The sequence below is a fragment of the Stenotrophomonas sp. NY11291 genome (assembly GCF_023277365.1).
In the GTDB taxonomy this organism is placed as follows: Bacteria; Pseudomonadota; Gammaproteobacteria; order Xanthomonadales; family Xanthomonadaceae; genus Stenotrophomonas; species Stenotrophomonas geniculata.
In genome coordinates this window covers 4,542,809-4,565,418 of record NZ_CP096975.1, presented here as the reverse complement: position 1 = coordinate 4,565,418, position 22,610 = coordinate 4,542,809, and the positions used below count along the sequence as shown (strand labels likewise).

The window sequence follows — 22,610 nt, the reverse complement described above, 5'->3', positions numbered from 1 at the left end:
GCCAGCATACTCCCGCCAGAGCCGACAGTAGAGCCAGGCCATGCCTGGCTGCGGATTCGCCGAGGTTGCCGGCCAGCGGCCGGCACTACCCCTTCAGAGTGCCCCCGCCTTTCCGGCCGGGGGCGCAGGCGGGTCAGTCGACGCTGATCCCGGCCAGGCGCTGCAGCGCCTCGGCGTACTTGGCGCGGGTGCGCTCGATGATCTCGGCCGGGATGGTCGGGCCCGGGGCGGTCTTGCCCCAGTCCAGCGTCTCCAGGTAATCGCGCACGAACTGCTTGTCGTAGCTCGGCGGGCTGGTACCCACTTCGTACTCGTCGGCCGGCCAGTAACGCGAGGAATCCGGCGTCAGCATCTCGTCCATGATGTACAGGCGGCCATCGGCGTCGGTACCGAACTCGAATTTGGTATCGGCCAGGATGATGCCGCGCTCGCGGGCGTAGTCGGCGGCGAACTTGTAGATGCGCAGGGTGGCGTCGCGCACGCGCTCGGCCAGGTCCGCACCGACCTGCTTCACCATCGCATCGAAATCGATGTTCTCGTCATGGTCGCCGACGGCGGCCTTGGTCGAGGGGGTGAAGATCGGCTCCGGCAGCTGCTCGGCCTGGCGCAGGCCATCGGGCAGGTCGATGCCGCTGACCTTCCCGGTGCGCTGGTAGTCCTTCCAGCCGCTGCCGATCAGGTAGCCGCGGGCGATCGCTTCCACCGGCACCGGCTTCAGCTTGCGGGTGACCACCGCACGCTTGGCGTACAGGGCCGGATCCACGCCCTCGGGCAGCACGCTGGCCACGTCGATGCCGGTCAGGTGGTTGGGCATCAGGTGCGCGGTCTTGGCGAACCAGAAGTTGGACACCTGGCAGAGCATCTCGCCCTTGCCCGGGATCGGGTCGGGCAGGACCACGTCGAACGCCGACAGGCGATCGGTGGCCACCATCAGCAGGTAGTCGCCCGGCGGGGTCCCTGCAGGCAGCCGCTCGCGCGGGATATCGAACACATCACGCACCTTGCCGCGATGGCGCAAGGGCAGGCCGGGGAGATCGGATTGCAACAGCGTGGTTGGCACGGGCACTCCTGGGGCGTTGTCGATACGGCTGCCCAACGGACCCGGCGGGCCCGCTGACCAGCGGGCGGCCTAGTGTAAAGCCGTCCGGGCCCGCTGTGACGTAAAATGAGCGTCCATTTCGTCGGTCGACCCCGGAGCGCCATGCGCTGGTACGGAAAACTGCTCGGATTCATCGCCGGCGCCCTGCTGTTCCGGCCCAATCCGCTGTTTGGCGCGGTGGTCGGCCTGTTGATCGGCCATGCCTTCGACTCGGACTGGTTCCGCCTGAACAAGGAGAACCCGTACCGGGAGCTGGGGCTGACCTCCGAGGCCACCGATGCCGAGGTAGAGCGCGCCTATCGCAAGCTGATCTCGCAGTACCACCCCGACAAGCTGGGCGGTGCCGCCCCCGAGCTGCAGCAGCAGGCCGAGCAGAAGTCGCGGCGGATCAACGCCGCCTACGACCGCATCAAGACCCTGCGCAAGCGCTGACCCGACAGTCCCGCCTGCGGGCGGGAGAATCCTTTCCCCGTTCCGAAGGCCCCGGCCATGTCCAACTGCCTCATCGCCCCGTCCATTCTCTCCGCCAACTTCGCCCGCCTCGGCGAGGAAGTCGACAACGTCCTCGCCGCCGGTGCGGACTGGGTCCACTTCGACGTGATGGACAACCACTACGTGCCGAACCTGACCATCGGCCCGATGGTCTGCCAGGCCTTGCGCAAGCACGGCGTCACCGCGCCGATCGACGTGCACCTGATGGTTGAGCCGGTGGACCGCATCATCCCGGACTTCGCCGAAGCCGGTGCCACCTACATCAGCTTCCACCCGGAGGCCAGTCGCCACGTGCACCGCACCATCCAGCTGATCCGCTCGCTGGGCTGCAAGCCGGGCATTGTGCTCAATCCGGCCACCCCGGTGGACATCCTCGACTGGGTGCTGGATGACCTGGACCTGGTGCTGCTGATGTCGGTCAACCCGGGTTTCGGTGGCCAGGCCTTCATCCCCTCGGCGCTGGACAAGCTGCGCGTGGTGCGCAAGATGATCGACGCCAGCGGCAAGGACATCCGCCTGGAGATCGACGGTGGCGTGAAGGCCGACAACATCGGTGAGATCGCCGCCGCTGGCGCTGACACCTTCGTCGCCGGCTCGGCCATCTTCAACGCCAAGACCAGCTACCAGGACGTGATCGCGCAGATGCGCGCCAACGTCGCTGCGGCGCGCTGACAAAAAGGGGACGGAGGGGATTAAGCTCGCCTGATCCCCTCCGTCCCCCTGCTTCTGCTCATGGCACTCCTGAACATCCGTCCGGCCACCGTGGCCGATGCCGGCCTGATCCTGCACTTCATCCGTGAGCTGGCCATCTACGAGAGGGCCGAGCATTCGGTGCAGACCGATGAGATCGGCATCGCCGAGAGCCTGTTCGGTGCCGACGCGACCGCACGCGCGTTGATCTGCGAAGCCGACGGTGAGGCCATCGGCTATGCGGTGTATTTCTACAACTACTCCACCTGGCTGGGCCGCAAGGGCATCTACCTGGAAGACCTGTACGTCAGCCAGGAAAAGCGCGGCGTCGGCGCAGGCAAGGCGCTGCTGAAATACATCGCCCGGCAGGCCGTGGCCGAAGGCTGCGGCCGCTTCGAATGGTCGGTGCTGGACTGGAATACCCCGGCCATCGAGTTCTACACCGCCGCCGGCGCCAAGCCGCAGGACGAGTGGACCGTGTACCGGCTGCAGGGCCAGGCACTGCACGATTTCGCCAACGGTTGAAGCGAAATGCATCCACGCATGGCGTGGATCTACCAACCGGGTGGGGCGAACCGCAACCAGGTGGGTGCGAACCTTGGTTCGCACTCCCTGCGAACGCCGAAAAAAAAGCCACGCCAATCACTGGCGTGGCCTCGCTGCATGCGTGGGAGGCTGATCCTGCCTCCATCCGTCGTCCCTGCTATGGCCTTCCATTCTCCGGTTGCTGAATGACATCTGCGTGACATTCACCGCGGACAAACAGCGCATTGCTAGCCTGTGCGCCCCCGTCCTGGAAGCACCACATGGCCGCACCGCGCTGGCGCCTGATCCTCAATGGCAAATCCGCTGGCAACGATGAGTTGCGCGACGCCGTCGGCCACTGGCGCGGACAGGGTGTGCAGCTGGAAGTGCGGGTGACCTGGGAGGACGGTGATGCCGAGCGCTACGTGGCCGAGGCGATTGATCACGGCGTGGATGTGATCGTGGCCGCCGGTGGCGATGGCACGCTCAGTGCGGTGGCCGAGACCCTGGCCCACCGTGAGGAACCGGCGGATGCGCTGCCATCACTGGCGCTGATTCCGATGGGGACCGCCAACGACTTCGCGACTGCTGCCGGCATTCCCACCGAGCCGAAGGAGGCCTTCGGCTTGATCGGGCAGGCGACGCCGCATGCGATCGATCTCCTGCGCGTGGACGCCGATGGCACCCACTGGTGGTGCGCCAACCTTGCCAGCGGTGGTTTTGGCACGCAGGTAACGGTGGAGACCGATGCCGGCTTGAAGAAGATGCTGGGCGGGCTGGCCTACGTGATCACCGGCATCGCCAAGCTCGGTCGCATCGAGCCGATCACCGCGCGGCTGTCCGGCCCGGACTTCGCGTGGGAAGGCGACTTCATCGCGCTCGGCATCGGCAATGGCCGCCAGGCCGGCGGTGGCCAGCAATTGTGCCCGCAGGCACTGATCGATGATGGGCAGCTGGACGTGACGGTGCTTCCGGAGCTGGAGGGGGAAGTCACCGCCACGCTCGGCCAGATGCTGAAGTCCGGCACCCAGGCCGCGCTGGAACAGCTGGCAACGCGCGCGCGGCTGCCATGGTTGCAGGTGGAGTCCGAGCGCCCGCTGACGCTCAACCTGGACGGTGAACCGGTACAGGCGCGCCAGTTCCGCATCGCGTGCGTGCCGGGCAGGGTGCGGATGCACCTGCCCGTGGGCTGTGCACTGTTGTCCGAGCCGCGCTGAGCCGCACCGGAAGTCCTACAACGGCGGTATGTCCTGCTCCTTCGCCGGGAACCCGAATGCTTCACGCTTCTCGCGGATGTACTGCGGCAGCGGCGGCCGGGCAATGCCGTGATCGATCAGCCACTGCTGGCACTTCTTCTGCCACGGCAGCAGGTCCGGTGTGGTGATTTCCCAGTAGATCGCTTCGACCATGGCCATCCGATCGGGCGCGCCCGGTTGCGCCGATGACGGCGATGCAATCGTGGGGTCCGCACCATGTTCAAGCAGCCAGTAGGCCTGCTCGAAGCCGCCACGGCCGGTGTACCAGCTCAGGACCGTATCGGCCTGGCCGATGTTGGATTCGTTGACGTGTGCGCCTCGCTCCACCAGCAGCTGGATGTTCTTCCACAGGTTGCCGGAAATGAAGGCCTGGAACAGCAGCGTTTCGGTATTGGAGGTGCGCGTGTCCGGGTCGCCGCCATGATCCAGCAGGAGGGCCAGGTAGCGCGGATCGTCCATCTTCGCGGCATAGACCATGGCGTTGTTGTGGCGGAACGTCTCGCCGTCCAGCGTTTCAATACGCCGTGCATTCGGATTGGCGCCGTTGTCGAGCATCGCGCGCAGGCCTTCCAGGTTCCGCGCGCGCAACGGCCACGCGATGAGCGGAATGCCATCCTGCTTCGAGAACTCCTTGTCGGGGTTCACGCCTTCGGTCTTGATCAGGCGCGTGATCGTCGCCGCATCACCCTGTTCGGCGGCAATGGCCAGCTCCAGGGCCTTGCCTTCGAAATAGCGCTCCGCGCCATGTGAAGACGTGCGCGCGCAGGCGCTCAGCAGTATCAGCAGCATCAGCGCCAGCCAGGAGAATGGCGTAAAGGAACTGTGAGGGTGACGGTGCATGTGATTCCTTGACATGGACGCGTTCGGGGGATGATAGCGTTGGCCGTGGTCATTCCAGCAGGTCCTGGATGACCACGTCTTCACTGCTGAGCAATGGAGTCTGCCATGAGCGGTCACGATCCCGAGCAGCAGGAACGCCTGCTGCAGGCCCGCGCCAGGAGCGTCCAGGCGCAGCAGCACCTGGTCGAGCAACTGCAGGGCGGTGGACACGCCACCGAAGCGGCGCGCTTGCGCGAGACCTATCACGCCCGCGAGCTGGGTTCGCTTGCTGATGATGTGTATGCCTCGGCAAAGGGCAAAGGAGAGCCGCCGGTCGGGTGGACGCGAGCCAGTGCCGTGACCGACCCGGACACGCTCAAAGCAGCGGGCATCAGCCTGGGGGCAGCCGACCTGAAGAAGCTGATGCGGCCGAACGACTCGGGTTTCCGCGCAGAGATCTACATTCCGGACAAAAGGGTGTTCGGTGATGACGCCAAGCCGGTGCTGGTGTTCAAGGGATCCACGGGCGAAATCATCGATCCCCGGGCGAAAGGCGGGCGGCGTGAGTCCGGAGGCGAGGATTTCCTCAACAACGGACGCCAGGGCGTGGGCATGCAGAGTGACTACTACGATCGGGCCATGGCACTGGCGAGTCGCTTGAAGACCTCCGGTACCCACTTTGAACTCGCCGGTCATTCGCTTGGCGGCGGCATGGCCTCTGCCGCTTCGGCGGTGACCGGTGTACGTGCGACCACCTTCAATTCGGCGGGCCTGCATCCGGCCACCGCCGATCGCTACGCGAAATCCCACGGATTGCCGGTGTTCAACACGCGCGACACGGTGCACACCTACCAGACCTCGGTGAAGTGCTCAACGATGTGCAGAACGGATTGAAGCGGCTCAACGAGCATCACCGGCAGGGCTTTGGCCTGCTGGCCAGCGAGACCAGCCAGCTGCTGCGCCAGCCCGGCGTGCAGCAGATGGTTACCCGCAAGCTGCAGGAGATGATGCCGGCCGTTGCGCAGACGGCCACCGCCCAGCTGGTTGACCAGCTGGCGTCGAAATCCGGGGCGGAGGCATTGCGCAATGTTCCGGTGGCCGCGGGCAGGATGGAACTGTTGCTGGACGCCAAGACCGAAGTGAACGGAAAGGTGGTGGACCGCCGCCATCGAGAAGCGCCAAGCCAGCTTGCCGAATACGGTGGCCCGTTGGCCGAGGTGCTGATCGCAGGTGCGCGTGGCATGCGTGCCGGACGGATTGCCGGTGAACATGTCGAGCAGGTCGGCGCGCTGGCGGGCCGGGGCATGAGCCTGTCCGGCGTGGCCGTCGAACGTGCGTCGACCCTGCAGGGAAATGCGATCGGCACCGTGGTCGACTACGGTGGAAAGAGCATGCGGGTCGGCATCGAAGGCGGCGCGACGGTCATTGCCAAGGGACGCGAGCTGCAGGGTCTGGTCGAATCGGTCAGCCACCGCGTGCAGGCCAAGGGCAGTTACGGCTGGAACATCGGGGCCAGCGTGCTGGGTGCGCTCGGTGCCGACGACATGGCCAGGCAGATGCGCGAGCACGGTGACGCGGCCCGCAATCAACACGAAACCAAGGCCCGTGAAGCCACCCGTGAAGCAGCGGCGGATGCCGGCCGCATCCGCGCCGGCGGCCATCATCTGGGCGGCCAGCTGCAGCAGGGCGTGCATGGCGTGGCCAATGGGCTGCGCAATGGCTATGCCGTGTACGGCGCGACTTTCCACATGGGCATGAACTGGAGCAGCCATCAGATCACCGGGCTGACCTCGCAGGCGCCGGCCGTGCTGGCCGGCACCGTCGGGCTGGGTGCGATGGCCAACAAGGGCATTGCCACGCACCTGCCCACGCCGGCATTGCCGCAGAACCTGGTCAACCTTGCCAAGACGTCGTGGGTGATCGGGCGCGGCAGTGCGACCATGGGGGAGTCGGTGGACCGGCATGGCATGAGCGAGACGATGAACCCCAGTCTCGACGCGGCAATCGCGAGCCAGGAGGCGGCCGCGCGCAAGCTGCTTGGACGGCCGCATGCGCAGCTGCAGGAGGGGGCCGCGAAGATGCCAGCGCTGAACGATCCGGGGCACATCGACTTCCATCTGTTCAAGGGCGCGCAGACCGGCGTGCACGGCCTCGATGTGGCACATGGCCGCATCCCGAACCTGCAGAGCGACCAGCTGGCCGGGGCGTTGGCTGCGCAGGCCAAGCGCGATGGGCTGCAGGCCATTTCCCATGTGCTGCTCAGTGACGACCGCACGCGGGCATTCGCGGTCGACACCCCGGATCTGCAGGCGGCCCACCGCCGACATGCGCACGTGGACGTGGCGGCCGGCATGGCCCAGCCGCTGGCCGTGAGCACGGCGCAGGTTGACGCCCTGAACACCGGTCGCGAACAGGCGACGGCGGCTGGACTGGCCCAGCAACAGGGGCTGGAGGCCCAGGAGAACGCCCGGCGGATGGGCTAATGGCCGAATGAACCGCGCCGCGGCGGCGGGGTTCCCCTCCCGCCCCGGCTGCGATACAGTCAAGGGGTGTCCAGCCTGACGACCCCGCATACCCTTTCTTCCGCACGCCGTTGGTGGCGATGGTGGCCCGTTGCCGTCGTCCGCCCCCATAACGCTGTGTCCCGGAAGGAAAGTCGTCTTGAACTCGCACGCTCAGTTTCAGCAGCAGGCCGCTGAAGGCCACACCCATATTCCCGTCGTCCGTGAAGTGCTGTCCGACCTGGACACGCCGCTTTCGGTCTATCTGAAGCTCGCCGACGGCCCCAATACCTACCTGTTTGAATCCGTCGAAGGCGGCGAGCGCTTTGGTCGTTACTCGATCATCGGCCTGCCGGCGCGCCGCGTGTACGCCTTCCACGGCCATACGCTGACCGTGCGCGAAGACGGCCAGGTGGTGGAAACCCGCGAGGTGGCCGACCCGTTCGCCGAGGTCGAGGCGCTGCGCAGCGCTCACTCGGTGCCCAAGCTGGACGGCCTGCCGGGCTTCACCGGTGGCCTGGTCGGCTGGTTCGGTTTCGAATGCATCGGCTACATCGAACCGCGCCTGGCGCCGCCGGCCGGCCGTGATGAACTTGGCACCCCGGACATCCTGCTGCTGGATTCCAATGAGCTGGCGGTGTTCGACAATCTCAAGGGCCGGCTGTACCTGATCGTGCATGCCGACCCCCGGGTCGAGGGCGCCTTCGAGCAGGCCCAGGCCCGCCTGGATGCACTGACCGCCAAGCTGCGCGCACCGGGCGCCGGTTATCCCGCCCCGCTCAACAGTGATGTGCTGGACGAGTCCGATTTCGTCTCCGGTTTTACCCGCGAAGGCTTCGTCGATGCGGTCCAGCGCAGCAAGGAATACATCCGCGCCGGTGACATCTTCCAGGTGGTGCTCAGCCAGCGCCTGAGCGTGCCGTTCAAGGCGCGCCCGGTGGATGTGTACCGCGCGCTGCGTGCACTGAACCCGTCGCCGTACATGTACTTCCTGGATGTCGGCGACCTGCAGGTGGTCGGCTCGTCGCCGGAAATCCTGGTGCGTCTGCAGGATGGCGAAGTCACCGTGCGCCCGATCGCCGGTACCCGTCCGCGCGGTGCCACCGTCGAGCAGGATCTGGCGCTGGAAGCCGAACTGCTGGCCGATCCGAAGGAACGCGCCGAGCACCTGATGCTGATCGACCTCGGCCGCAACGATGCCGGTCGCGTGTCCAAGGCCGGCACCGTGGAAGTGGGCGAGCAGTTCGTGATCGAACGCTACAGCCACGTCATGCACATCGTCAGCGAAGTGACCGGGCAGCTGCAGCCGGGGCTGAGCTATGCCGATGTGCTGCGCGCCACCTTCCCGGCCGGCACGGTCAGCGGCGCGCCGAAGATCCGCGCGCTGGAGGTGATCCGCGAGCTGGAACCGATCAAGCGCAATGTCTATGCCGGCAGCATCGGCTACATCGGCTGGCACGGCGATGCCGATACCGCGATCGCGATCCGCACCGCGGTGATCAAGGATGGCCGCCTGTACGTGCAGGCCGGCGCCGGCATCGTCTACGACTCGGACCCGGACAAGGAATGGGACGAGACGATGAACAAGGGCCGCGCGCTGTTCCGCGCCGTCGCCCAGGCCGCCAAGGGCCTGTGAGCCTTTCCGTGCCGTGGCCTGCGCCGCGGCACCTCCTGCTGTTCCCATTCAAGACAAGGAGTACCGCATGAAGCTGCTGAGCGCATTGCTGTGGTCGTCACTGCTGGCCACGATGGCCCCGTCTGCGTGGGCGCAGGCCAATACCATTCCTTCGCAGCCGCACCTGCTGGTGAAGGGCGAGGCGCGCCGCGTGGTGATGCCGGACCGGTTCGGCCTGCAGTTGAACATCGAAGAGACCGACATGGATGCCGACGCCGCGCGCCACCGCGTGCAGGACAACGTCGCGCGCGTGCTGGCGCTGTTCAAGCAGCACAAGGCGGTGGAAGGCAGCGTGCGCGCGGACAACCTGCGTATCGGTCCGGCGACGCGCTATGAGCAGAACCGGCAGGTCTTCATCGGCACCCGCGTGTCGCGCCAGCTGCGTGCCAGCTTCGCCAGCGTGAAGGCGATGCAGGACGTGCTGGGTGCGCTGAAGGCCAACGAGAACGTGCAGGTCAGCAGCGTGGCCCCGACCTACTCGGGCGAAGTGGCGCTGCGACGCGAACTCAAGGGCGAAGCAGCGGCCAAGACCCGCGAGTCCGCGCAGGGCCTGGCCAAGGCCTATGGAACGAAAGTGCGTGGCCTGTACAGCATCTCCGACGTGGCGCCGGACTTCGCCTACGGCATCCAGGCCGGGCAATGGCCGCAGCCGGGCGAGGATGGTGAGTATCTGGACAGGATCTCGGTGACCGGCAGCTATGCACCGGCCTCGGCACCTGCGCCCGGTGCACCGGAGTCCATTGAAGCCGGCCCCATCACCTACACCGAAAACGTATACGCCATTTTCCTGATAAGCGACGGAACCTGACCATGTTGTGGATGATCGACAACTACGACAGCTTCACCTACAACCTCGTGCAGTACCTGCAGACGCTGGGCGCCGAAGTGAAGGTGGTGCGCAACGATGCGATGAGCGTGGACGAGATCGCCGCGCAGAAGCCCGAGCGCATCGTCATCTCGCCTGGCCCGTGCACGCCCAACGAAGCGGGCGTGTCGCTGGAATTGATCCAGCGCCTGGGCCCGACCACGCCGATCCTCGGCGTGTGCCTGGGCCACCAGGGCATCGGCCAGGTCTACGGTGGCACGGTCATCCGCGCGGGCAACATCATGCACGGCAAGACCTCGCCCATCCGCCATGAAGGCAAGGGCGTGTTCGCCGGCCTGCCGGATCGTTACCAGGCCACCCGCTACCACTCGCTTGTGGTGGACAAGCACAGCCTGCCCGATGTGCTGGAAGTGACCGCCTGGACCGAGAACGAGGACGGCTCGATCGAAGAGATCATGGGCCTGCGTCACCGCCAGTTCCCGGTGGAGGGCGTGCAGTTCCACCCCGAATCCATCCTCACCGAACACGGCCACGCCCTGCTGCGCAATTTCCTGCAGCGTCCGGCGGCCTGATCCAAGGAGCATTCCCATGAGCTTTTCCCCCCAGGAAGCCCTGCAACGCACCATCGAGCACCGCGAAATCTTCTTCGACGAAATGGTCGACCTGATGCGGCAGATCATGCGCGGCGATGTCTCGCCGATGATGACCGCCGCCATCCTCACCGGCCTGCGGGTGAAGAAGGAAACCATCGACGAGATCGCGGCCGCGGCCACGGTCATGCGCGAATTCGCGCTGGCGGTGCCGGTGGCCGATACCACCCACCTGGTCGACATCGTCGGTACCGGTGGCGATGGCTCGCATACCTTCAACATCTCCACCTGCGCGATGTTCGTGGCGGCCGCAGCCGGCGCGCGCGTGGCCAAGCATGGCAACCGCAGCGTGTCGTCCAAGTCCGGCAGCGCCGATGCGGTCGAAGCACTGGGTGCCGCCATCGAACTGCAGCCGGCCCAGGTGGCCGCGGCCATCGAGCAGACCGGCATCGGCTTCATGTTCGCGCCGATCCACCATCCGTCGATGAAGGTGGTCGCGCCGGTCCGCCGCGAGATGGGCGTGCGCACCATCTTCAACATCCTCGGCCCGCTGACCAACCCGGCCAGCGCGCCGTCGGTGCTGATGGGCGTGTTCCACCCCGATCTGGTGGGCATCCAGGCGCGCGTGCTGCGCGAGCTGGGCACCGAGCGCGCCATGGTGGTCTGGGGCCGCGACAACATGGACGAGATCTCGCTGGGCGCCGGCACCCTGGTGGGCGAGCTGCGCGACGGCAAGGTGCGCGAGTACGAGATCCACCCGGAAGACTTCGGCATCGCCATGTCGGCCAGCCGCAACCTGCGCGTGGACGGCCCGGAGCAGTCCATCGCCATGCTGCGCGCCGTGCTGGACAACCAGCAGGGACCGGCACTGGACATCGTGGCGCTGAATGCCGGCGCCGCGCTGTACGTGGCCGGCGTGGCCAGCGACATCGGCGATGGCCTGGCCCGTGCCCGTGCAGCCATCGCCAACGGCAGCGCCCGCCAGCGCCTGCAGCAGTATGTGGAGACCACCCGCGCGCTGGTTGCCTGAGCGCGCGGTTCAGCCTGACCCTTTTGATGGCCGATAATGGCCGTCCTCACCGCCCCCGCACCGAACCGACGACGATGAGCGACATCCTGCAGACGATCCTGGCCCGCAAGGCCGAAGAAGTGGCCCAGCGCCGCGCCCAGCGCCCGCTCGAGGCGCTTCAGGCCGCCGTGGACAGCGCCCCGCCGGTACGTGGCTTCGTGCGCGCCCTGCAGGCGGCCGTGGCCAATGGCGACCCCGCGGTCATCGCCGAGGTGAAGAAGGCCAGCCCGTCCAAGGGCGTGATCCGCCCGGATTTCCGCCCGGCCGATATCGCCGTCAGCTACGAGTTCGGTGGCGCCAGTTGCCTGTCGGTGCTGACCGACGTGGATTTCTTCCAGGGTGCCGACGTCTACCTGCAGCAGGCCCGCGAGGCCTGCACGCTGCCGGTGCTGCGCAAGGACTTCGTGATTGACGCCTACCAGGTGTACGAGGCGCGCGTGCTGGGCGCCGACTGCATCCTGCTGATCGTCGCCGCGCTGGACGACACCCAGCTGGCCACCCTGTCCGAACTGGCACTGTCGCTGGGCATGGACGTGCTGGTGGAAGTGCATGACATCGACGAACTGGAGCGTGCGCTGCAGGTGCCGGCACCGATGATCGGCATCAACAACCGCAACCTGCGCACCTTCGAAGTGTCGCTGCAGACCACGCTGGACATGCAGAAGGCGGTGCCGCGTGACCGCCTGCTGGTGACCGAGAGCGGCATCCTGGGCCCACAGGACGTGGCGCTGATGCGCGATGCCGGCATCCATGCGTTCCTGGTCGGCGAGGCCTTCATGCGCGTGGAAGAGCCGGGCGAGGGCCTGCGTCAGCTATTCTTCGCGGCATGAAAACGCACTATCCGACGCCGCGCGACGATGCGCCGCTGGTGGTCTTCGATTTCGACCACACCCTCTACGACGGCGATTCGGGCACCCACCTGTTCGCCTCGCTGATCAAGCGCAACCCGTTGCGGATGCTGGCGGCGCTGCTGGTCACGCCGATCGCCGGGCCGATGGTGGCGCTGCTGCCGACCCGTCGTGCCGGTATTTCGGTCTATGTGTGGATCGGCAGCTTCGGCCTGCACCGTGCGCGCGACTTCAACAAGGTCATCGACGCCTATGTGCTGCGCAATGAGGCGCAGATGCGCGCCAAGCTGCTGCCGCAGGCGCTGGAGGTGTTCGCCGCGCACCGCGCCAAGGGCGACCGCGTGGTGGTTGCCACCGGCGCGCCGCCAGAGCTGGCACGGGCGATCCTGGCTTTCGTCGCCCACCAGGACGTACCGGTGATCGGCACCGAGGTTGGCCCACGGCTGGGCGGCGTCGGCCCGACCCGCCACTGCCACAACGAAGAGAAGATGCGCATGCTGCGCGAGCGCGGCTACGGCGATATCGATATCGCCTACTCCGACAGCACCGCCGACCTGCCATTGCTGCTGGCGGCCAAGGCGCCGGTGGTGGTGAACCCGAAGCCGGGCAGGGTGGACTTCTTCCGCCGCGTGCTGCCGGCCGGCACCCGCATCCTCAACTGGGGCTGCGTGGACCGTGGTGGCGACAAGGCCTGATCCGGGCCTGTTGTAGAGCCGAGCCATGCTCGGCTGCTCTTCGTTGCGGTATCCGTGCGCGATCAGCCGAGCATGGCCCGGCTCTACAGGGAATGCCTCAGCGATACAGGTGCCCGTACACCGCGTGGCCGATCTGGAACAGGCTGATGCCCAGCACCAGCACGCCAACGGCCACCAGCACCCAGCGCTCCTTCACCCGCTTGACCAGGATCGCCGCCACCGGCGCGGCCATCATGCCGCCGATCAGCAGGCCGGCGACGATCTGCAGGTGCTGCACCCCCATCGACAGCAGGAAGGTCGCCGACACCGTCAGCGTGACCACGAACTCCGCCGCATTGACCGTACCGATGGTGGTGCGCGCCTGGCCACCACGAGCGAGCAGGGTGGACGTGGCGATCGGCCCCCAGCCGCCACCGCCGCTGGCGTCGAGCAGGCCCGCGAAGAAGCCCAGCACCGGTACCCGGCGGATTTCGCCCTTGGGCATCCAGCGTCCGGCCGCGCGGGCCAGGATGATGATCGCCAGCACCAGCAGGTACAGGTAGATCAGTGGCCGGATGATCTCGCCCGGGATCTGGGTGAGCACGTAGGCGCCCACCGCGCCGCCCACCGCGCCGGGCAGGGCCAGGCGCAGGAACAGGCGTTTATCGACATTCCCGGCGGCGAGGTGCGACACACCCGAGGCGCCGGTGGTGAACACTTCCGCGGTGTGGATGCTGGCGCTGACCTGCGCCGGCGGCAGGCCCATGCTCAGCATCACCGACGATGAGACCAGGCCGAAAGCCATGCCCAGCGCGCCGTCGACCAGCTGCGCGCCGAGGCCGATGAGGATGAACCACCAGAATTCGCTGCTCAGCTCCATGCCCCGAGCCTAGCGCGCGAAGGAGTGCGGACCAAGGTCCGCACCCACCGGGTGCTCAACGGTCAACGGGTGCCGTACAGCACCACGGTCTTGCCGCGGGCATGCAGCAGGCCGTCGGTCTGCAACTTCTTCAGCACGCGGCCGGCCATTTCGCGCGAACAGCCGACCAGGCGCGCCAGTTCCTGGCGCGAGACGCGCAGCTGGCTGCCCTGCGGGTGGCTCATTGCTTCCGGTTCCTGCGCCAGGTCGTGCAGGGTGCGCACGATCCGGTCGGTGACGTCCAGGAATGCCAGTCGGCTGGCCTTGCGGCTGGTGTCGAGCAGGCGCTTGGAGATCTGCTGGCCCAGCGCGTACAGCAGGCGCGGGGCATCGGCCGACAGCGGGCCGAGGAACAGCTGATGCAGGCGCTCGTAGCTGATTTCGGCCAGCTCACAGGCGGTGCGGGTCCGCAGGATCACCTCGCGGCGGTCCGATTCAACGAACAGGCCCATCTCGCCGACGAACTCGCCAGCACCGAAGTAGCCCAGCACGAGCTCGCGATCGTCATCTTCCTCGGCCATGATCGAAACCGAGCCGCTGATGACGTAATACAGGGTTCCCGCCGGGTCACCGGGTCGGAAGACGTCGGTACGGGTGGGGTATCGCCGCCTGTGGCTGTGCGCCAGGAAACGATCGATTGTGGCGATATCCAGGGCCAGTGGACTGCTAGCTAGGCGCACGGTTGACACGATAGGAGCGCTCCCTCTGCGCATGAACGGATTCACGGGGTCGATAGCGGAGCTTAACCAGCGCAATTGTTAAGGGCAAACAGTGTGCCAGATGTGAGCGATCTTCACGTTCCCCCCGGGGACGGTTTGCCCCATAATTCCCCCTTTCCCTTCTTACACAGGAATCGACCGCCGTGGTCAAGCCGTTGCCTCGCCTGAGGCTGCAGGGTTTCAACAACCTCACCAAGGCGCTGAGCTTCAACATCTATGACGTGTGTTACGCGCGCACCGAAGAGGAGCGTCAGCGTTACATTGAATACATCGATGAAGAGTACAACGCCGACAGGCTGACTCAAATCTTGACCGATGTCGCCGAGATCATCGGCGCCAACATCCTGAACGTGGCCCGCCAGGACTACGACCCGCAGGGTGCCTCGGTGACCATCCTGATCTCCGAAGAACCGGTGATCGACAAGAAGCAGGCCGGCAAGGAGCTGATCTCCGACGCCGTGGTCGCGCACATGGACAAGTCGCACATCACCGTGCACACCTATCCGGAAACGCACCCGCAGGAAGGTATCGCCACCTTCCGCGCCGACATCGACGTGGCCACCTGCGGCGTCATTTCGCCGTTGAAGGCGTTGAACTACCTGATCGAAAGCCTCGAGTCGGACATCGTGATCATGGACTACCGCGTCCGTGGCTTCACCCGCGATGTGAAGGGCAAGAAGCACTACATCGATCACAAGATCAACTCGATCCAGAACTTCCTGGCCAAGAACATCAAGTCGCGTTACGAGATGTTCGACGTCAACGTCTACCAGGAAAACATCTTCCACACGAAGATGCACCTGAAGGACTTCGACCTGGACCAGTACCTGTTCGAGGAAAAGGCCAAGAACCTGTCGTTCAAGGAACGCATGAAGATCGAAGCGCTGCTTAAGCGCGAGATCGAAGAGCTGTTCCACGGCCGGAACCTGTCCGAGTAAGCCCCATGCGCGATGCCGGCAGGCATCGCCGCCCAGGCGGGACGACCCGCCCCGTGGAACTGGTGTCGCGCAAGCGACGTGGTTCCACGGTGATGTACCGAACCACGGCCCGGTGTGAAAACACCGGGCCGTTTCGTTTTTCTCAAAAAAGGTAAGGAGCCCCCACCCATGCCCTGGATCTACCTGCTGCTGGCCGGCCTGTTCGAGATCGGTTTCGCCCTCGGGATGAAGTACTCCGAAGGCTTCAGCAAACCCCTTCCCACTGCTGCCACGGTCGTGTCCGCGCTGATCAGCCTGTACCTGATGAGCCAGGCGATGAAGAGCATCCCGGTCGGCACGGCCTACGCGATCTGGACCGGTATCGGCGCCATGGGCGTGGCGGTGCTGGGCATCTACCTGTTCAACGACAGCGCATCGCCGGCCCGCCTGGCCTGCGTGGGCCTGATCGTGGCCGGTGTGATCGGCCTGAAGCTGGTGTCGCCGAACTGATTGATGGCCCGACCAACGGTCGGGCCCCACCGTCAGGCCCCGCCGCACCTCTTGGTAGGCCCACGCCGTTGGTGCGGGCAAACCCTTCAGATGCGGTAGGCGATGGTCTTCATCACCCTGGAGGCCAGCGCCATCGCGCCCGGGATCGGGAACGGCAGGCGGCGTGCGCCGGCCTGCTCGGCGTGCTCCGCATGGCGGGCCTCGTCTTCCTTCATCACCTGGATGACCGCGCGGCTGCGCAGGTCGCTGGCCGGCAGGTCGACCAGGTGCTCGTCCAGATGGGCTTCCACCTGGCGCTCGGTTTCGACCACGAAACCCAGGTTCCAGCCGTCGCCACGCAGCCCGGCCAGGGTGCCGATGGTGTAGCTGCCGGCATACCAGAGCGGGTTGAACAGGCTCGGACGGCTGTCCAGTTCGCCCAGGCGGGTGGCGCACCAGGCCAGGTGGTCGGTCTCTTCCTGGGCCGCTTCCAGCAGGTGTTCACGCGTGGCCGGGTCGCGGGCCACGGCGGCCTGGCCGAAGTACAGGCCCTGCGCGCAGACCTCGCCGACATGGTTGATCCGCATCAGCCCGGCCGCATGGCGGCGTTCAGTGCTGTCCATGCCCGGCTCGTCGGTGTCCGCAGCCGGGTAGGGACGGGCCGCCGGCGGGTTGCCGAACACCGTGTCCAGGGCGCGCTGCGCCTCGGTCAGCAGGTGGTCCAGCGGGGTGATCTGGCGGAGCACGGTCATGGCGGTACACGGTGGGGCGGAAGACCCCGCGATTCTCGCCCGGCCCCGTCCCCCTGCCAACCCGGTCAGGGGTCGGCTTGCAACGGGGGTCTGACCTGCGTACAATCCCGCCTCTTACGCTTCACCTTTTCACAACGCGTGGCAGAGTTCCGGTGAGCCTTTCGCCGCAATGAGCCCGACCTAACCTAGAGTTCTTCATGAGCACTTTCACTGCCAAGAACGAGACCGTCCAGCGCGACTGGTACCTCGTCGACGCCGAGGGCAAGACCCTGGGCCGTCTCGCCACCGAGCTGGCCCGCCGTCTGCGCGGCAAGCACAAGCCGGTCTACACCCCCCACGTTGATACCGGCGACTACCTGGTCGTCATCAATGCAGAAAAGATTGCCGTCACCGGCAAGAAGCTGCAGGACAAGATGTATCACCGTTTCACCGGTTACATCGGCAACCTGAAGACCGAATCCCTGGCACAGGCGCTGGAGCGCCACCCGGAGCGCGTGATCGAGATCGCCGTGAAGGGCATGCTGCCGAAGGGCCCGCTGGGTCGCCAGATGTACCGCAAGCTCAAGGTCTACGCCGGCACTGAGCATCCGCACGCCGCACAGCAGCCGCAGGTTCTGGATATCTAATCATGGCTATCACTCAAAACTACGGCACTGGCCGCCGCAAGTCCTCCACCGCTCGCGTGTTCCTGCGCAAGGGTTCGGGCAACATCACCGTCAACGGCCGTCCGCTGGACGAGTTCTTCGGTCGTGAGACTGCGCGCATGATCGTGCGCCAGCCGCTCGAGCTGACCAAGAACACCGAAAGCTTCGACATCCTGGTCACCGCCGCTGGCGGCGGCACCACCGGCCAGGCCGGTGCGATCCGTCTGGGCATCGCCCGTGCTCTGGTCGAGTACGACGAAACCCTGAAGTCCGAGCTGCGCAAGGCCGGCTTCATGACCCGTGACGCCCGTGAAGTCGAGCGTAAGAAGGTCGGTCTGCACAAGGCCCGCCGCGCCACCCAGTTCTCCAAGCGCTGATCTACCGCGCCTGGTTGGGCTCCTTCGGGAGCCCGCTGGATGGAAAAGCAAAAGCCCGGCTTCGGCCGGGCTTTTGTCGTTTCGGGGTCATGCATTCCCGGGTTGCCGGCCAGCGGTCGGTACTACCCGTGGCTTCACATGTCAGAAGGGGAGTGGAGCCCTTTTCTCTGAAAAAGGATCCGACCCCGGACCCCTCTCTGGAGGAGAGCCCCCTTGATGTTCAAGGGGGTGCGCCGACAGGCGCGGGGATCAGGTGGAATGCGCGACCAAATTAAAAGCAAAAGGCCAGATCTTTCGATCTGGCCTTTTGCTTTTAATTTGGCTGCCCCGGATGGATTCGAACCACCGAATGCCTGAGTCAGAGTCAGGTGCCTTACCGCTTGGCGACGGGGCAAAATGTGCAACTATTTTCTCACTTTTCACACTGAAAAACAACTTGATTTTCAGTGTGGTGGCTATGGGTGGACTCGAACCACCGACCCCAGCATTATGAGTGCTGTGCTCTAACCGGCTGAGCTACATAGCCTTGGTGAGCCCGCTATTCTGCGGATGTGTATCGACCCTGTCAACACTTTTGTGTCGTGCTTGTGGGTCGACAGAGGGCATGGGATAGTCCCGACCAGTAGATTTTCTTAGGAGTCCGCATCGTGATCGATCCGGACGGCTATCGACCGAACGTCGGCATTGTGCTGATGCGGCAGGACGGCCAGGTGTTCTGGGCACGACGTGTGCGCCGGGACGGCTGGCAGTTCCCGCAGGGTGGCATGAACACCGACGAGACGCCTGTCGAGGCCATGTATCGTGAACTGCAGGAAGAGACCGGCCTGCTGCCTGAGCACGTGGAAGTGCTCGGGGCGACGCCCGGCTGGCTGCGCTACAAGCTGCCGGCGCGGGCCATCCGCCGCAATGAGCGGCAGGTCTGCATCGGCCAGAAGCAGGTCTGGTTCCTGCTGCGCCTGACCGGCGACGAATCGCATGTGCAGCTGGACCATACCGATTCGCCCGAGTTCGACCACTGGCGCTGGGTGGACTTCTGGTACCCGGTGGAGCACGTGGTGATGTTCAAGCGTGGCGTCTATGCGCGCGCTCTGCGACATCTGGCGCCGTTGGCGCGCGGGGTGGCCGGGCAGGGCGTCACCGCCATGCCCAAGAGCGCTGCGGAGGCCTGGATGCCGGGTCACGCTGCCGGCCACGACAGGCCCCGCAAGCGCACGCCCAAGCGCGGTGGCTACTGGCCGCGCAAGGCCAAGGGTGAGCCGGGGGCGGTTTGATGGGGAGGCCGCGCAGGCCGCGGGTCGATCCGTCACAACGCGTCCCCGCCGGGTATTTCCAGCAGGGCCTGGTTGTCCGGCTGGCCAGCCTGCCCTGGATGGCGTTGGGCGTGGTGGTGCTTGGCGGCAGCGCAACGATCCCGCTTGGGCTGGGCATGGTCCTCATCCTGGTGAACTGTGCCGGTGCCCTGTATCTGGCGGACTACCTGCTGCGCCTGAGGGCGGCAGGCGGTGGCCTGCACTGGCTGACCATGTTCTTCAGTACGCCGGTGCTGGCCCTGTTGTATTCGATCGCACTCTGAACCGTATCGAGAATGGTTCAGGTCTCTGATTGACAACCATTCTCGTTTCCATTGAAATAGCCAACAGGCCACTCTTGGCCTGTCAGCCCGGTTCACGCCTGTGTACGTCTGCATCTGCAACGGAGTCACCGACCACCAGATCCGCGAAGCCGCCAGCCATGGCGTCAGCACGGTGGCCGAGCTGACCATGCGTACCGGTTGTGGCGCGACCTGCGGTTCCTGCCTGGACATGGCAGGCGACCTGCTGTCCAAGGCACGTGCCACCCACGATCTGCCGCTGCCGGTCCTCGGTCTGGCCCAGGTCGCCTGACGTCTCTTTCGCGGCGCGTTGACGCCGCGCTTCCGCATCCTTCACGCGTGGCCGCATAGGCCAATGCGCACGATTCGCGTTCCTTCACGACCGCACGCAAGGCGTTAAAGTGCCTGCGTTTTCAGCGTGCAGGAGCATCCCCATGAAGGGCGACACCAAGGTCATCGAATTCCTCAACAAGGTCCTCTACAACGAGCTGACCGCGATCAACCAGTACTTCCTGCACGCCAAGATGCTGAAGAACTGGGGCATCAAGGAACTGGCCGAACATGAGTACAAGGAATCGATCGACGAGATGAAGCATGCCGACATGCTCGCCGACCGCATCCTGTTCCTTGAAGGCCTGCCGAACTTCCAGGCGCTGGGCAAGCTGCGCATCGGCGAGAACCCGACCGAGATCCTGCAGTGCGACCTGTCGCTGGAACGCGATGGCGTGGTCACCCTGCGCGAGGCCGTGGCCTATTCCGATTCGGTGGGTGACTACGTCAGCCGCCAGCTGTTCGTGAAGATCCTCGACTCGGAAGAAGAGCACATCGACTGGCTGGAAACCCAGCTCGACCTGATCGAGCGCATCGGCGAGCCGAAGTACCTGCTGAGCAAGCTGGAAGAGTGACTCAGCCGGCCTGGCCGGCGCGATGCTGTGCCAGGTAGCCCGTCAGTGCCACGCGCGCACGGGCGAATTCGGCAACCAGCAGCGCTACCGCTACGGCGGGGCGCTGCAGGCTGCCGCTGCGGGCCTCATGTTCGATCCGCTGCGCCACCGCCGACAGCGACAAGGCCCCCACGTTCGCGCTTGATGATTTCAGGCTGTGCGCGACCGCCTGCAGGCGGGGCTCGTCGCCGTTCTGCGCGGCCTGCTGCAGCTGCTGCACCATCGCCGGCGCATCCTCCAGGAACACCGAGACGATCTGGAGGGCGGTATCGCCGATTACCGCGTGCAGTTCGTCCAGCACGTCGCGGTCCAGTACCGGTTGCGGTGCTGGCGCCACCTGCTTTTCCGGATTCTGTAGCGCCGAGCCATGCTCGGCTGATGGCGTGCGACTGCAATTGGCCGTCAGCCGAGCATGGCTCGGCTCTACCGAAGGCTGTCCAGGTGATGCAGCCTTCCCGCCACCCCAGCGCTGCAACAGCGCATGCAGCGTGGCACGTGCGATCGGCTTGGACAGGTAGTCGTCCATGCCGGCCTGCAGGCAGCGCTCGCGATCACCGGCCATGGCGTTGGCCGTCATCGCGATGATCGGCAACCGCGTGCGCCCGGTTTCCGCTTCTTCCGCACGCCAGTGGCGCGTGGCGGTGTAGCCGTCCAGCACCGGCATCTGGCAATCCATCAGCACCACGTCCACGCCGCCTTCGCGAAGGGTGGCCAGCGCCTGCTCGCCATCGGCGGCATTGCGCACCTCGCACTGGAGTACGCGCAACAGATGCTCGGCCACCATCCGGTTGACCGTGTTGTCTTCCACCAGCAGCACGCGCAGGTGCAACGGCGGCAGCGTGGGCGTGGGCTGACCCTGTTCGGCGTTGGCCAGCAGCGCGGCAGGGCGCGCATGCGCGACCGGTGCAGCCAGCAGTGCATGCAGCGCAGCGTCGTCGAAATGCGAGGGTAACTGCCGCTGGCGCGGGCGTGCCGGAAGGGTATCGTCCTGCAGCCACAGCACCTGCAGGGCATCGTCCTCGCCACGTTCGGCCAACGCCTGTTGCAGCGTCGCTTCACCGATGCGGCGCGCACGTGCATCGACCAGCAGCCAGGCCGGCGCCGGTTGCCCCGGCCTCGGCACCGCGCGCAGGCGCTCGACCACGGCATCGAGCTGCGCCATGGCGTGCACCGGCAGGCCATGATGGGCCGCGATGCGCTCGATGCGTGCCTGCAGCGTTACATCGGCACTGAACAGCAGCAGCGGTGCTGGCGCGCGCGCCATCGCCGGCAGGTCGCCAGGAACCTTCAGCAGCGGGATCTCGAACCAGAACGTAGCGCCCTGGCCAGGCGTGGACTGCACGCCGATCTGCCCGTGCATCAGGTCGATGATGCGCTTGCAGATGGCCAGGCCCAGGCCGGTGCCGCCGTAGATGCGGGTGGTGGATGCGTCGGCTTGGCTGAAGGACTGGAACAGGCGTGCCTGCAGTGTGTCGTCGATGCCGATGCCGGTATCGATGATCTCGAAGCGCAGCTGGTGCTGCGCGGCACCTTCGCCCAGCCGCAGCACGCGCAGCTGCACCTGGCCGCGGGCGGTGAACTTGATTGCGTTGGCCAGCAGGTTGCTCAGCACCTGGCGCAGGCGCACCGGGTCGCCGCGCACCGGCAGGCGCACCGAAGGATCCAGTTGCAGGCCCAGGGCCAGGCCCTTGGCGTCGGCGGCGCGTTGCATCAGCTGCACCACGCCATCGAGCAGGTCGCGCAGGTTGAAGCTGGTGATCTCCAGTTCCAGCGCCTGTGCTTCCAGCCGGGAGTAGTCGAGGATGTCGTCGACGATGCGCAGCAGCTGCTGTGAACTGGCCGAAGCGGTGGCCAGCATCTGCCGCTGGTCCTCGCCCAGCGGCCCGCGCGCGATCAGCTCCAGCATCGGCAGGATGCCGTTGAGCGGGGTGCGGATCTCGTGGCTCATCGTGGCCAGGAACTCGCCCTTGGCCAGCACGGCCGCTTCGGCGGCCTGCTTGGCCTGCAGCAGCTGCTGTTCCAGCTGGCCCTGGCGTTCGGTGGTATGGCGCAGCTGGTCGCGGTCGGCGGCCAGCGCGCTGTGCTCGCGCTGCAGCCGGGCCAGTGCCCGGCTGCGCGTGCGCAGGCGCAGGCCCAACAGCAGCGCCATGGCGGCCGCGGCAAGGGCAACCAGCAGCACGCCCCACAGCGGCAC

26 protein-coding genes and 2 tRNA genes are annotated in these 22,610 nt (G+C 66.1%); 20 read left to right on the top strand and 8 right to left on the bottom strand.

From position 1 onward, the window contains the following. Positions 1–133: 133 nt before the first annotated feature. A complete protein-coding gene (locus tag M1L61_RS21340) occupies positions 134–1,060 on the bottom strand; it encodes a phosphoribosylaminoimidazolesuccinocarboxamide synthase (protein ID WP_029379835.1) in 927 nt (308 codons plus the stop codon). Between the two features lie 141 nt (positions 1,061–1,201). On the opposite strand from M1L61_RS21340, the gene M1L61_RS21335 reads away from it, so the two are divergent. From M1L61_RS21335 to yegS, 4 genes are all read left to right on the top strand, one after another. Next, positions 1,202–1,531 carry a DnaJ domain-containing protein gene (locus tag M1L61_RS21335; RefSeq protein ID WP_005411327.1) on the top strand — a complete coding sequence of 110 codons (330 nt, stop codon included), beginning with the start codon at positions 1,202–1,204 and terminating at the stop codon, positions 1,529–1,531. Positions 1,532–1,588: 57 nt separating this feature from the next. Next, a complete protein-coding gene (gene rpe, locus M1L61_RS21330) occupies positions 1,589–2,263 on the top strand; it encodes a ribulose-phosphate 3-epimerase (RefSeq protein ID WP_032127160.1) in 675 nt (224 codons plus the stop codon). Positions 2,264–2,323: 60 nt separating this feature from the next. Continuing rightward, the gene (locus M1L61_RS21325) at positions 2,324–2,806 is read left to right on the top strand and encodes a GNAT family N-acetyltransferase (protein ID WP_248854072.1); all 483 of its coding nucleotides are present in this window, start codon (positions 2,324–2,326) and stop codon (positions 2,804–2,806) included. A 281-nt stretch (positions 2,807–3,087) separates the two neighbouring features. Further along, positions 3,088–4,023 (top strand): lipid kinase YegS, encoded by a 936-nt coding sequence (yegS, locus tag M1L61_RS21320; RefSeq protein ID WP_010482660.1) that lies wholly within the window; start codon positions 3,088–3,090, stop codon positions 4,021–4,023. Positions 4,024–4,038: 15 nt separating this feature from the next. Here yegS and M1L61_RS21315 read toward each other — a convergent pair whose 3' ends face one another. Further along, the gene (locus M1L61_RS21315; protein WP_238379173.1) at positions 4,039–4,902 is read right to left on the bottom strand and encodes an ankyrin repeat domain-containing protein; all 864 of its coding nucleotides are present in this window, start codon (positions 4,900–4,902) and stop codon (positions 4,039–4,041) included. Between the two features lie 105 nt (positions 4,903–5,007). On the opposite strand from M1L61_RS21315, the gene M1L61_RS21310 reads away from it, so the two are divergent. The 8 genes from M1L61_RS21310 to M1L61_RS21275 all read left to right on the top strand — a co-directional run bounded on the left by M1L61_RS21310 (position 5,008) and on the right by M1L61_RS21275 (position 13,085). Continuing rightward, positions 5,008–5,775 carry a hypothetical protein gene (locus tag M1L61_RS21310; RefSeq protein ID WP_248854071.1) on the top strand — a complete coding sequence of 256 codons (768 nt, stop codon included), beginning with the start codon at positions 5,008–5,010 and terminating at the stop codon, positions 5,773–5,775. After that, on the top strand, positions 5,772–7,364 hold the full coding sequence (locus M1L61_RS21305) for an XVIPCD domain-containing protein (protein ID WP_248854070.1): 1,593 nt from the start codon (positions 5,772–5,774) through the stop codon (positions 7,362–7,364). The genes M1L61_RS21310 and M1L61_RS21305 overlap by 4 nt, the downstream gene beginning before the upstream one ends. A 178-nt stretch (positions 7,365–7,542) precedes the next feature. Further along, complete coding sequence (trpE, locus tag M1L61_RS21300) at positions 7,543–9,018, top strand: anthranilate synthase component I (RefSeq protein ID WP_049453952.1); 1,476 nt, start codon at positions 7,543–7,545, stop codon at positions 9,016–9,018. A gap of 67 nt (positions 9,019–9,085) precedes the next feature. Beyond that, entirely contained in the window at positions 9,086–9,865 is a 780-nt protein-coding gene (locus M1L61_RS21295; RefSeq protein ID WP_010482656.1) for an SIMPL domain-containing protein, read from the top strand. A gap of 2 nt (positions 9,866–9,867) precedes the next feature. Next, positions 9,868–10,455, top strand: a complete 588-nt coding sequence (locus tag M1L61_RS21290) for an aminodeoxychorismate/anthranilate synthase component II (RefSeq protein WP_049411794.1) — start codon at positions 9,868–9,870, stop codon at positions 10,453–10,455. Positions 10,456–10,471: 16 nt separating this feature from the next. After that, positions 10,472–11,503, top strand: a complete 1,032-nt coding sequence (gene trpD, locus M1L61_RS21285; RefSeq protein WP_043399367.1) for an anthranilate phosphoribosyltransferase — start codon at positions 10,472–10,474, stop codon at positions 11,501–11,503. A 74-nt stretch (positions 11,504–11,577) separates the two neighbouring features. Further along, entirely contained in the window at positions 11,578–12,372 is a 795-nt protein-coding gene (gene trpC / locus M1L61_RS21280; RefSeq protein WP_049411798.1) for an indole-3-glycerol phosphate synthase TrpC, read from the top strand. Beyond that, positions 12,369–13,085: a haloacid dehalogenase-like hydrolase gene (locus tag M1L61_RS21275; RefSeq protein ID WP_010482651.1), complete on the top strand. Its 717-nt coding sequence runs from the start codon at positions 12,369–12,371 to the stop codon at positions 13,083–13,085. The genes trpC and M1L61_RS21275 overlap by 4 nt, the downstream gene beginning before the upstream one ends. A 97-nt stretch (positions 13,086–13,182) precedes the next feature. Here the strand turns inward: M1L61_RS21275 and M1L61_RS21270 are convergent, their stop codons facing one another. Both M1L61_RS21270 and crp read right to left on the bottom strand, forming a co-directional pair. Then, a complete protein-coding gene (locus tag M1L61_RS21270) occupies positions 13,183–13,944 on the bottom strand; it encodes a sulfite exporter TauE/SafE family protein (RefSeq protein ID WP_010482650.1) in 762 nt (253 codons plus the stop codon). A gap of 62 nt (positions 13,945–14,006) precedes the next feature. Then, on the bottom strand, positions 14,007–14,696 hold the full coding sequence (crp, locus tag M1L61_RS21265) for a cAMP-activated global transcriptional regulator CRP (RefSeq protein WP_010482649.1): 690 nt from the start codon (positions 14,694–14,696) through the stop codon (positions 14,007–14,009). A 149-nt stretch (positions 14,697–14,845) separates the two neighbouring features. On the opposite strand from crp, the gene speD reads away from it, so the two are divergent. Further along, on the top strand, positions 14,846–15,640 hold the full coding sequence (gene speD / locus M1L61_RS21260; RefSeq protein WP_006473908.1) for an adenosylmethionine decarboxylase: 795 nt from the start codon (positions 14,846–14,848) through the stop codon (positions 15,638–15,640). A gap of 168 nt (positions 15,641–15,808) precedes the next feature. Beyond that, positions 15,809–16,129: a quaternary ammonium compound efflux SMR transporter SugE gene (gene sugE, locus M1L61_RS21255; protein ID WP_005411314.1), complete on the top strand. Its 321-nt coding sequence runs from the start codon at positions 15,809–15,811 to the stop codon at positions 16,127–16,129. A gap of 86 nt (positions 16,130–16,215) precedes the next feature. Here sugE and coq7 read toward each other — a convergent pair whose 3' ends face one another. Then, positions 16,216–16,860 (bottom strand): 2-polyprenyl-3-methyl-6-methoxy-1,4-benzoquinone monooxygenase, encoded by a 645-nt coding sequence (coq7, locus tag M1L61_RS21250; protein ID WP_010482647.1) that lies wholly within the window; start codon positions 16,858–16,860, stop codon positions 16,216–16,218. A 197-nt stretch (positions 16,861–17,057) separates the two neighbouring features. Here coq7 and rplM point away from each other — a divergent pair, with 197 nt between their 5' ends. Continuing rightward, the gene (rplM, locus tag M1L61_RS21245) at positions 17,058–17,486 is read left to right on the top strand and encodes a 50S ribosomal protein L13 (protein WP_005414692.1); all 429 of its coding nucleotides are present in this window, start codon (positions 17,058–17,060) and stop codon (positions 17,484–17,486) included. 2 nt (positions 17,487–17,488) lie between these two features. After that, the gene (gene rpsI / locus M1L61_RS21240) at positions 17,489–17,881 is read left to right on the top strand and encodes a 30S ribosomal protein S9 (protein ID WP_005411311.1); all 393 of its coding nucleotides are present in this window, start codon (positions 17,489–17,491) and stop codon (positions 17,879–17,881) included. 319 nt (positions 17,882–18,200) lie between these two features. Here rpsI and M1L61_RS21235 read toward each other — a convergent pair. Together M1L61_RS21235 and M1L61_RS21230 are read right to left on the bottom strand one after the other, a co-directional pair. Next, positions 18,201–18,275: transfer RNA gene (locus tag M1L61_RS21235), tRNA-Gln, on the bottom strand. Positions 18,276–18,330: 55 nt separating this feature from the next. After that, a tRNA-Met gene (locus tag M1L61_RS21230) sits at positions 18,331–18,407 on the bottom strand. A gap of 121 nt (positions 18,408–18,528) precedes the next feature. Between M1L61_RS21230 and M1L61_RS21225 the strand changes: the two genes are divergently transcribed. The 4 genes from M1L61_RS21225 to bfr all read left to right on the top strand — a co-directional run bounded on the left by M1L61_RS21225 (position 18,529) and on the right by bfr (position 20,377). Next, a complete protein-coding gene (locus tag M1L61_RS21225) occupies positions 18,529–19,152 on the top strand; it encodes an RNA pyrophosphohydrolase (protein ID WP_010482644.1) in 624 nt (207 codons plus the stop codon). Next, positions 19,152–19,454, top strand: a complete 303-nt coding sequence (locus M1L61_RS21220) for a hypothetical protein (protein WP_224328682.1) — start codon at positions 19,152–19,154, stop codon at positions 19,452–19,454. The genes M1L61_RS21225 and M1L61_RS21220 overlap by 1 nt, the downstream gene beginning before the upstream one ends. 100 nt (positions 19,455–19,554) lie before the next feature. After that, positions 19,555–19,764: a bacterioferritin-associated ferredoxin gene (locus tag M1L61_RS21215; protein WP_049411802.1), complete on the top strand. Its 210-nt coding sequence runs from the start codon at positions 19,555–19,557 to the stop codon at positions 19,762–19,764. A gap of 142 nt (positions 19,765–19,906) precedes the next feature. After that, a complete protein-coding gene (bfr, locus tag M1L61_RS21210) occupies positions 19,907–20,377 on the top strand; it encodes a bacterioferritin (RefSeq protein WP_005419804.1) in 471 nt (156 codons plus the stop codon). Position 20,378: 1 nt separating this feature from the next. On the opposite strand, the gene M1L61_RS21205 is transcribed toward bfr, so the two are convergent. Further along, positions 20,379–22,610: an ATP-binding protein gene (locus tag M1L61_RS21205; RefSeq protein ID WP_248854069.1), complete on the bottom strand. Its 2,232-nt coding sequence runs from the start codon at positions 22,608–22,610 to the stop codon at positions 20,379–20,381.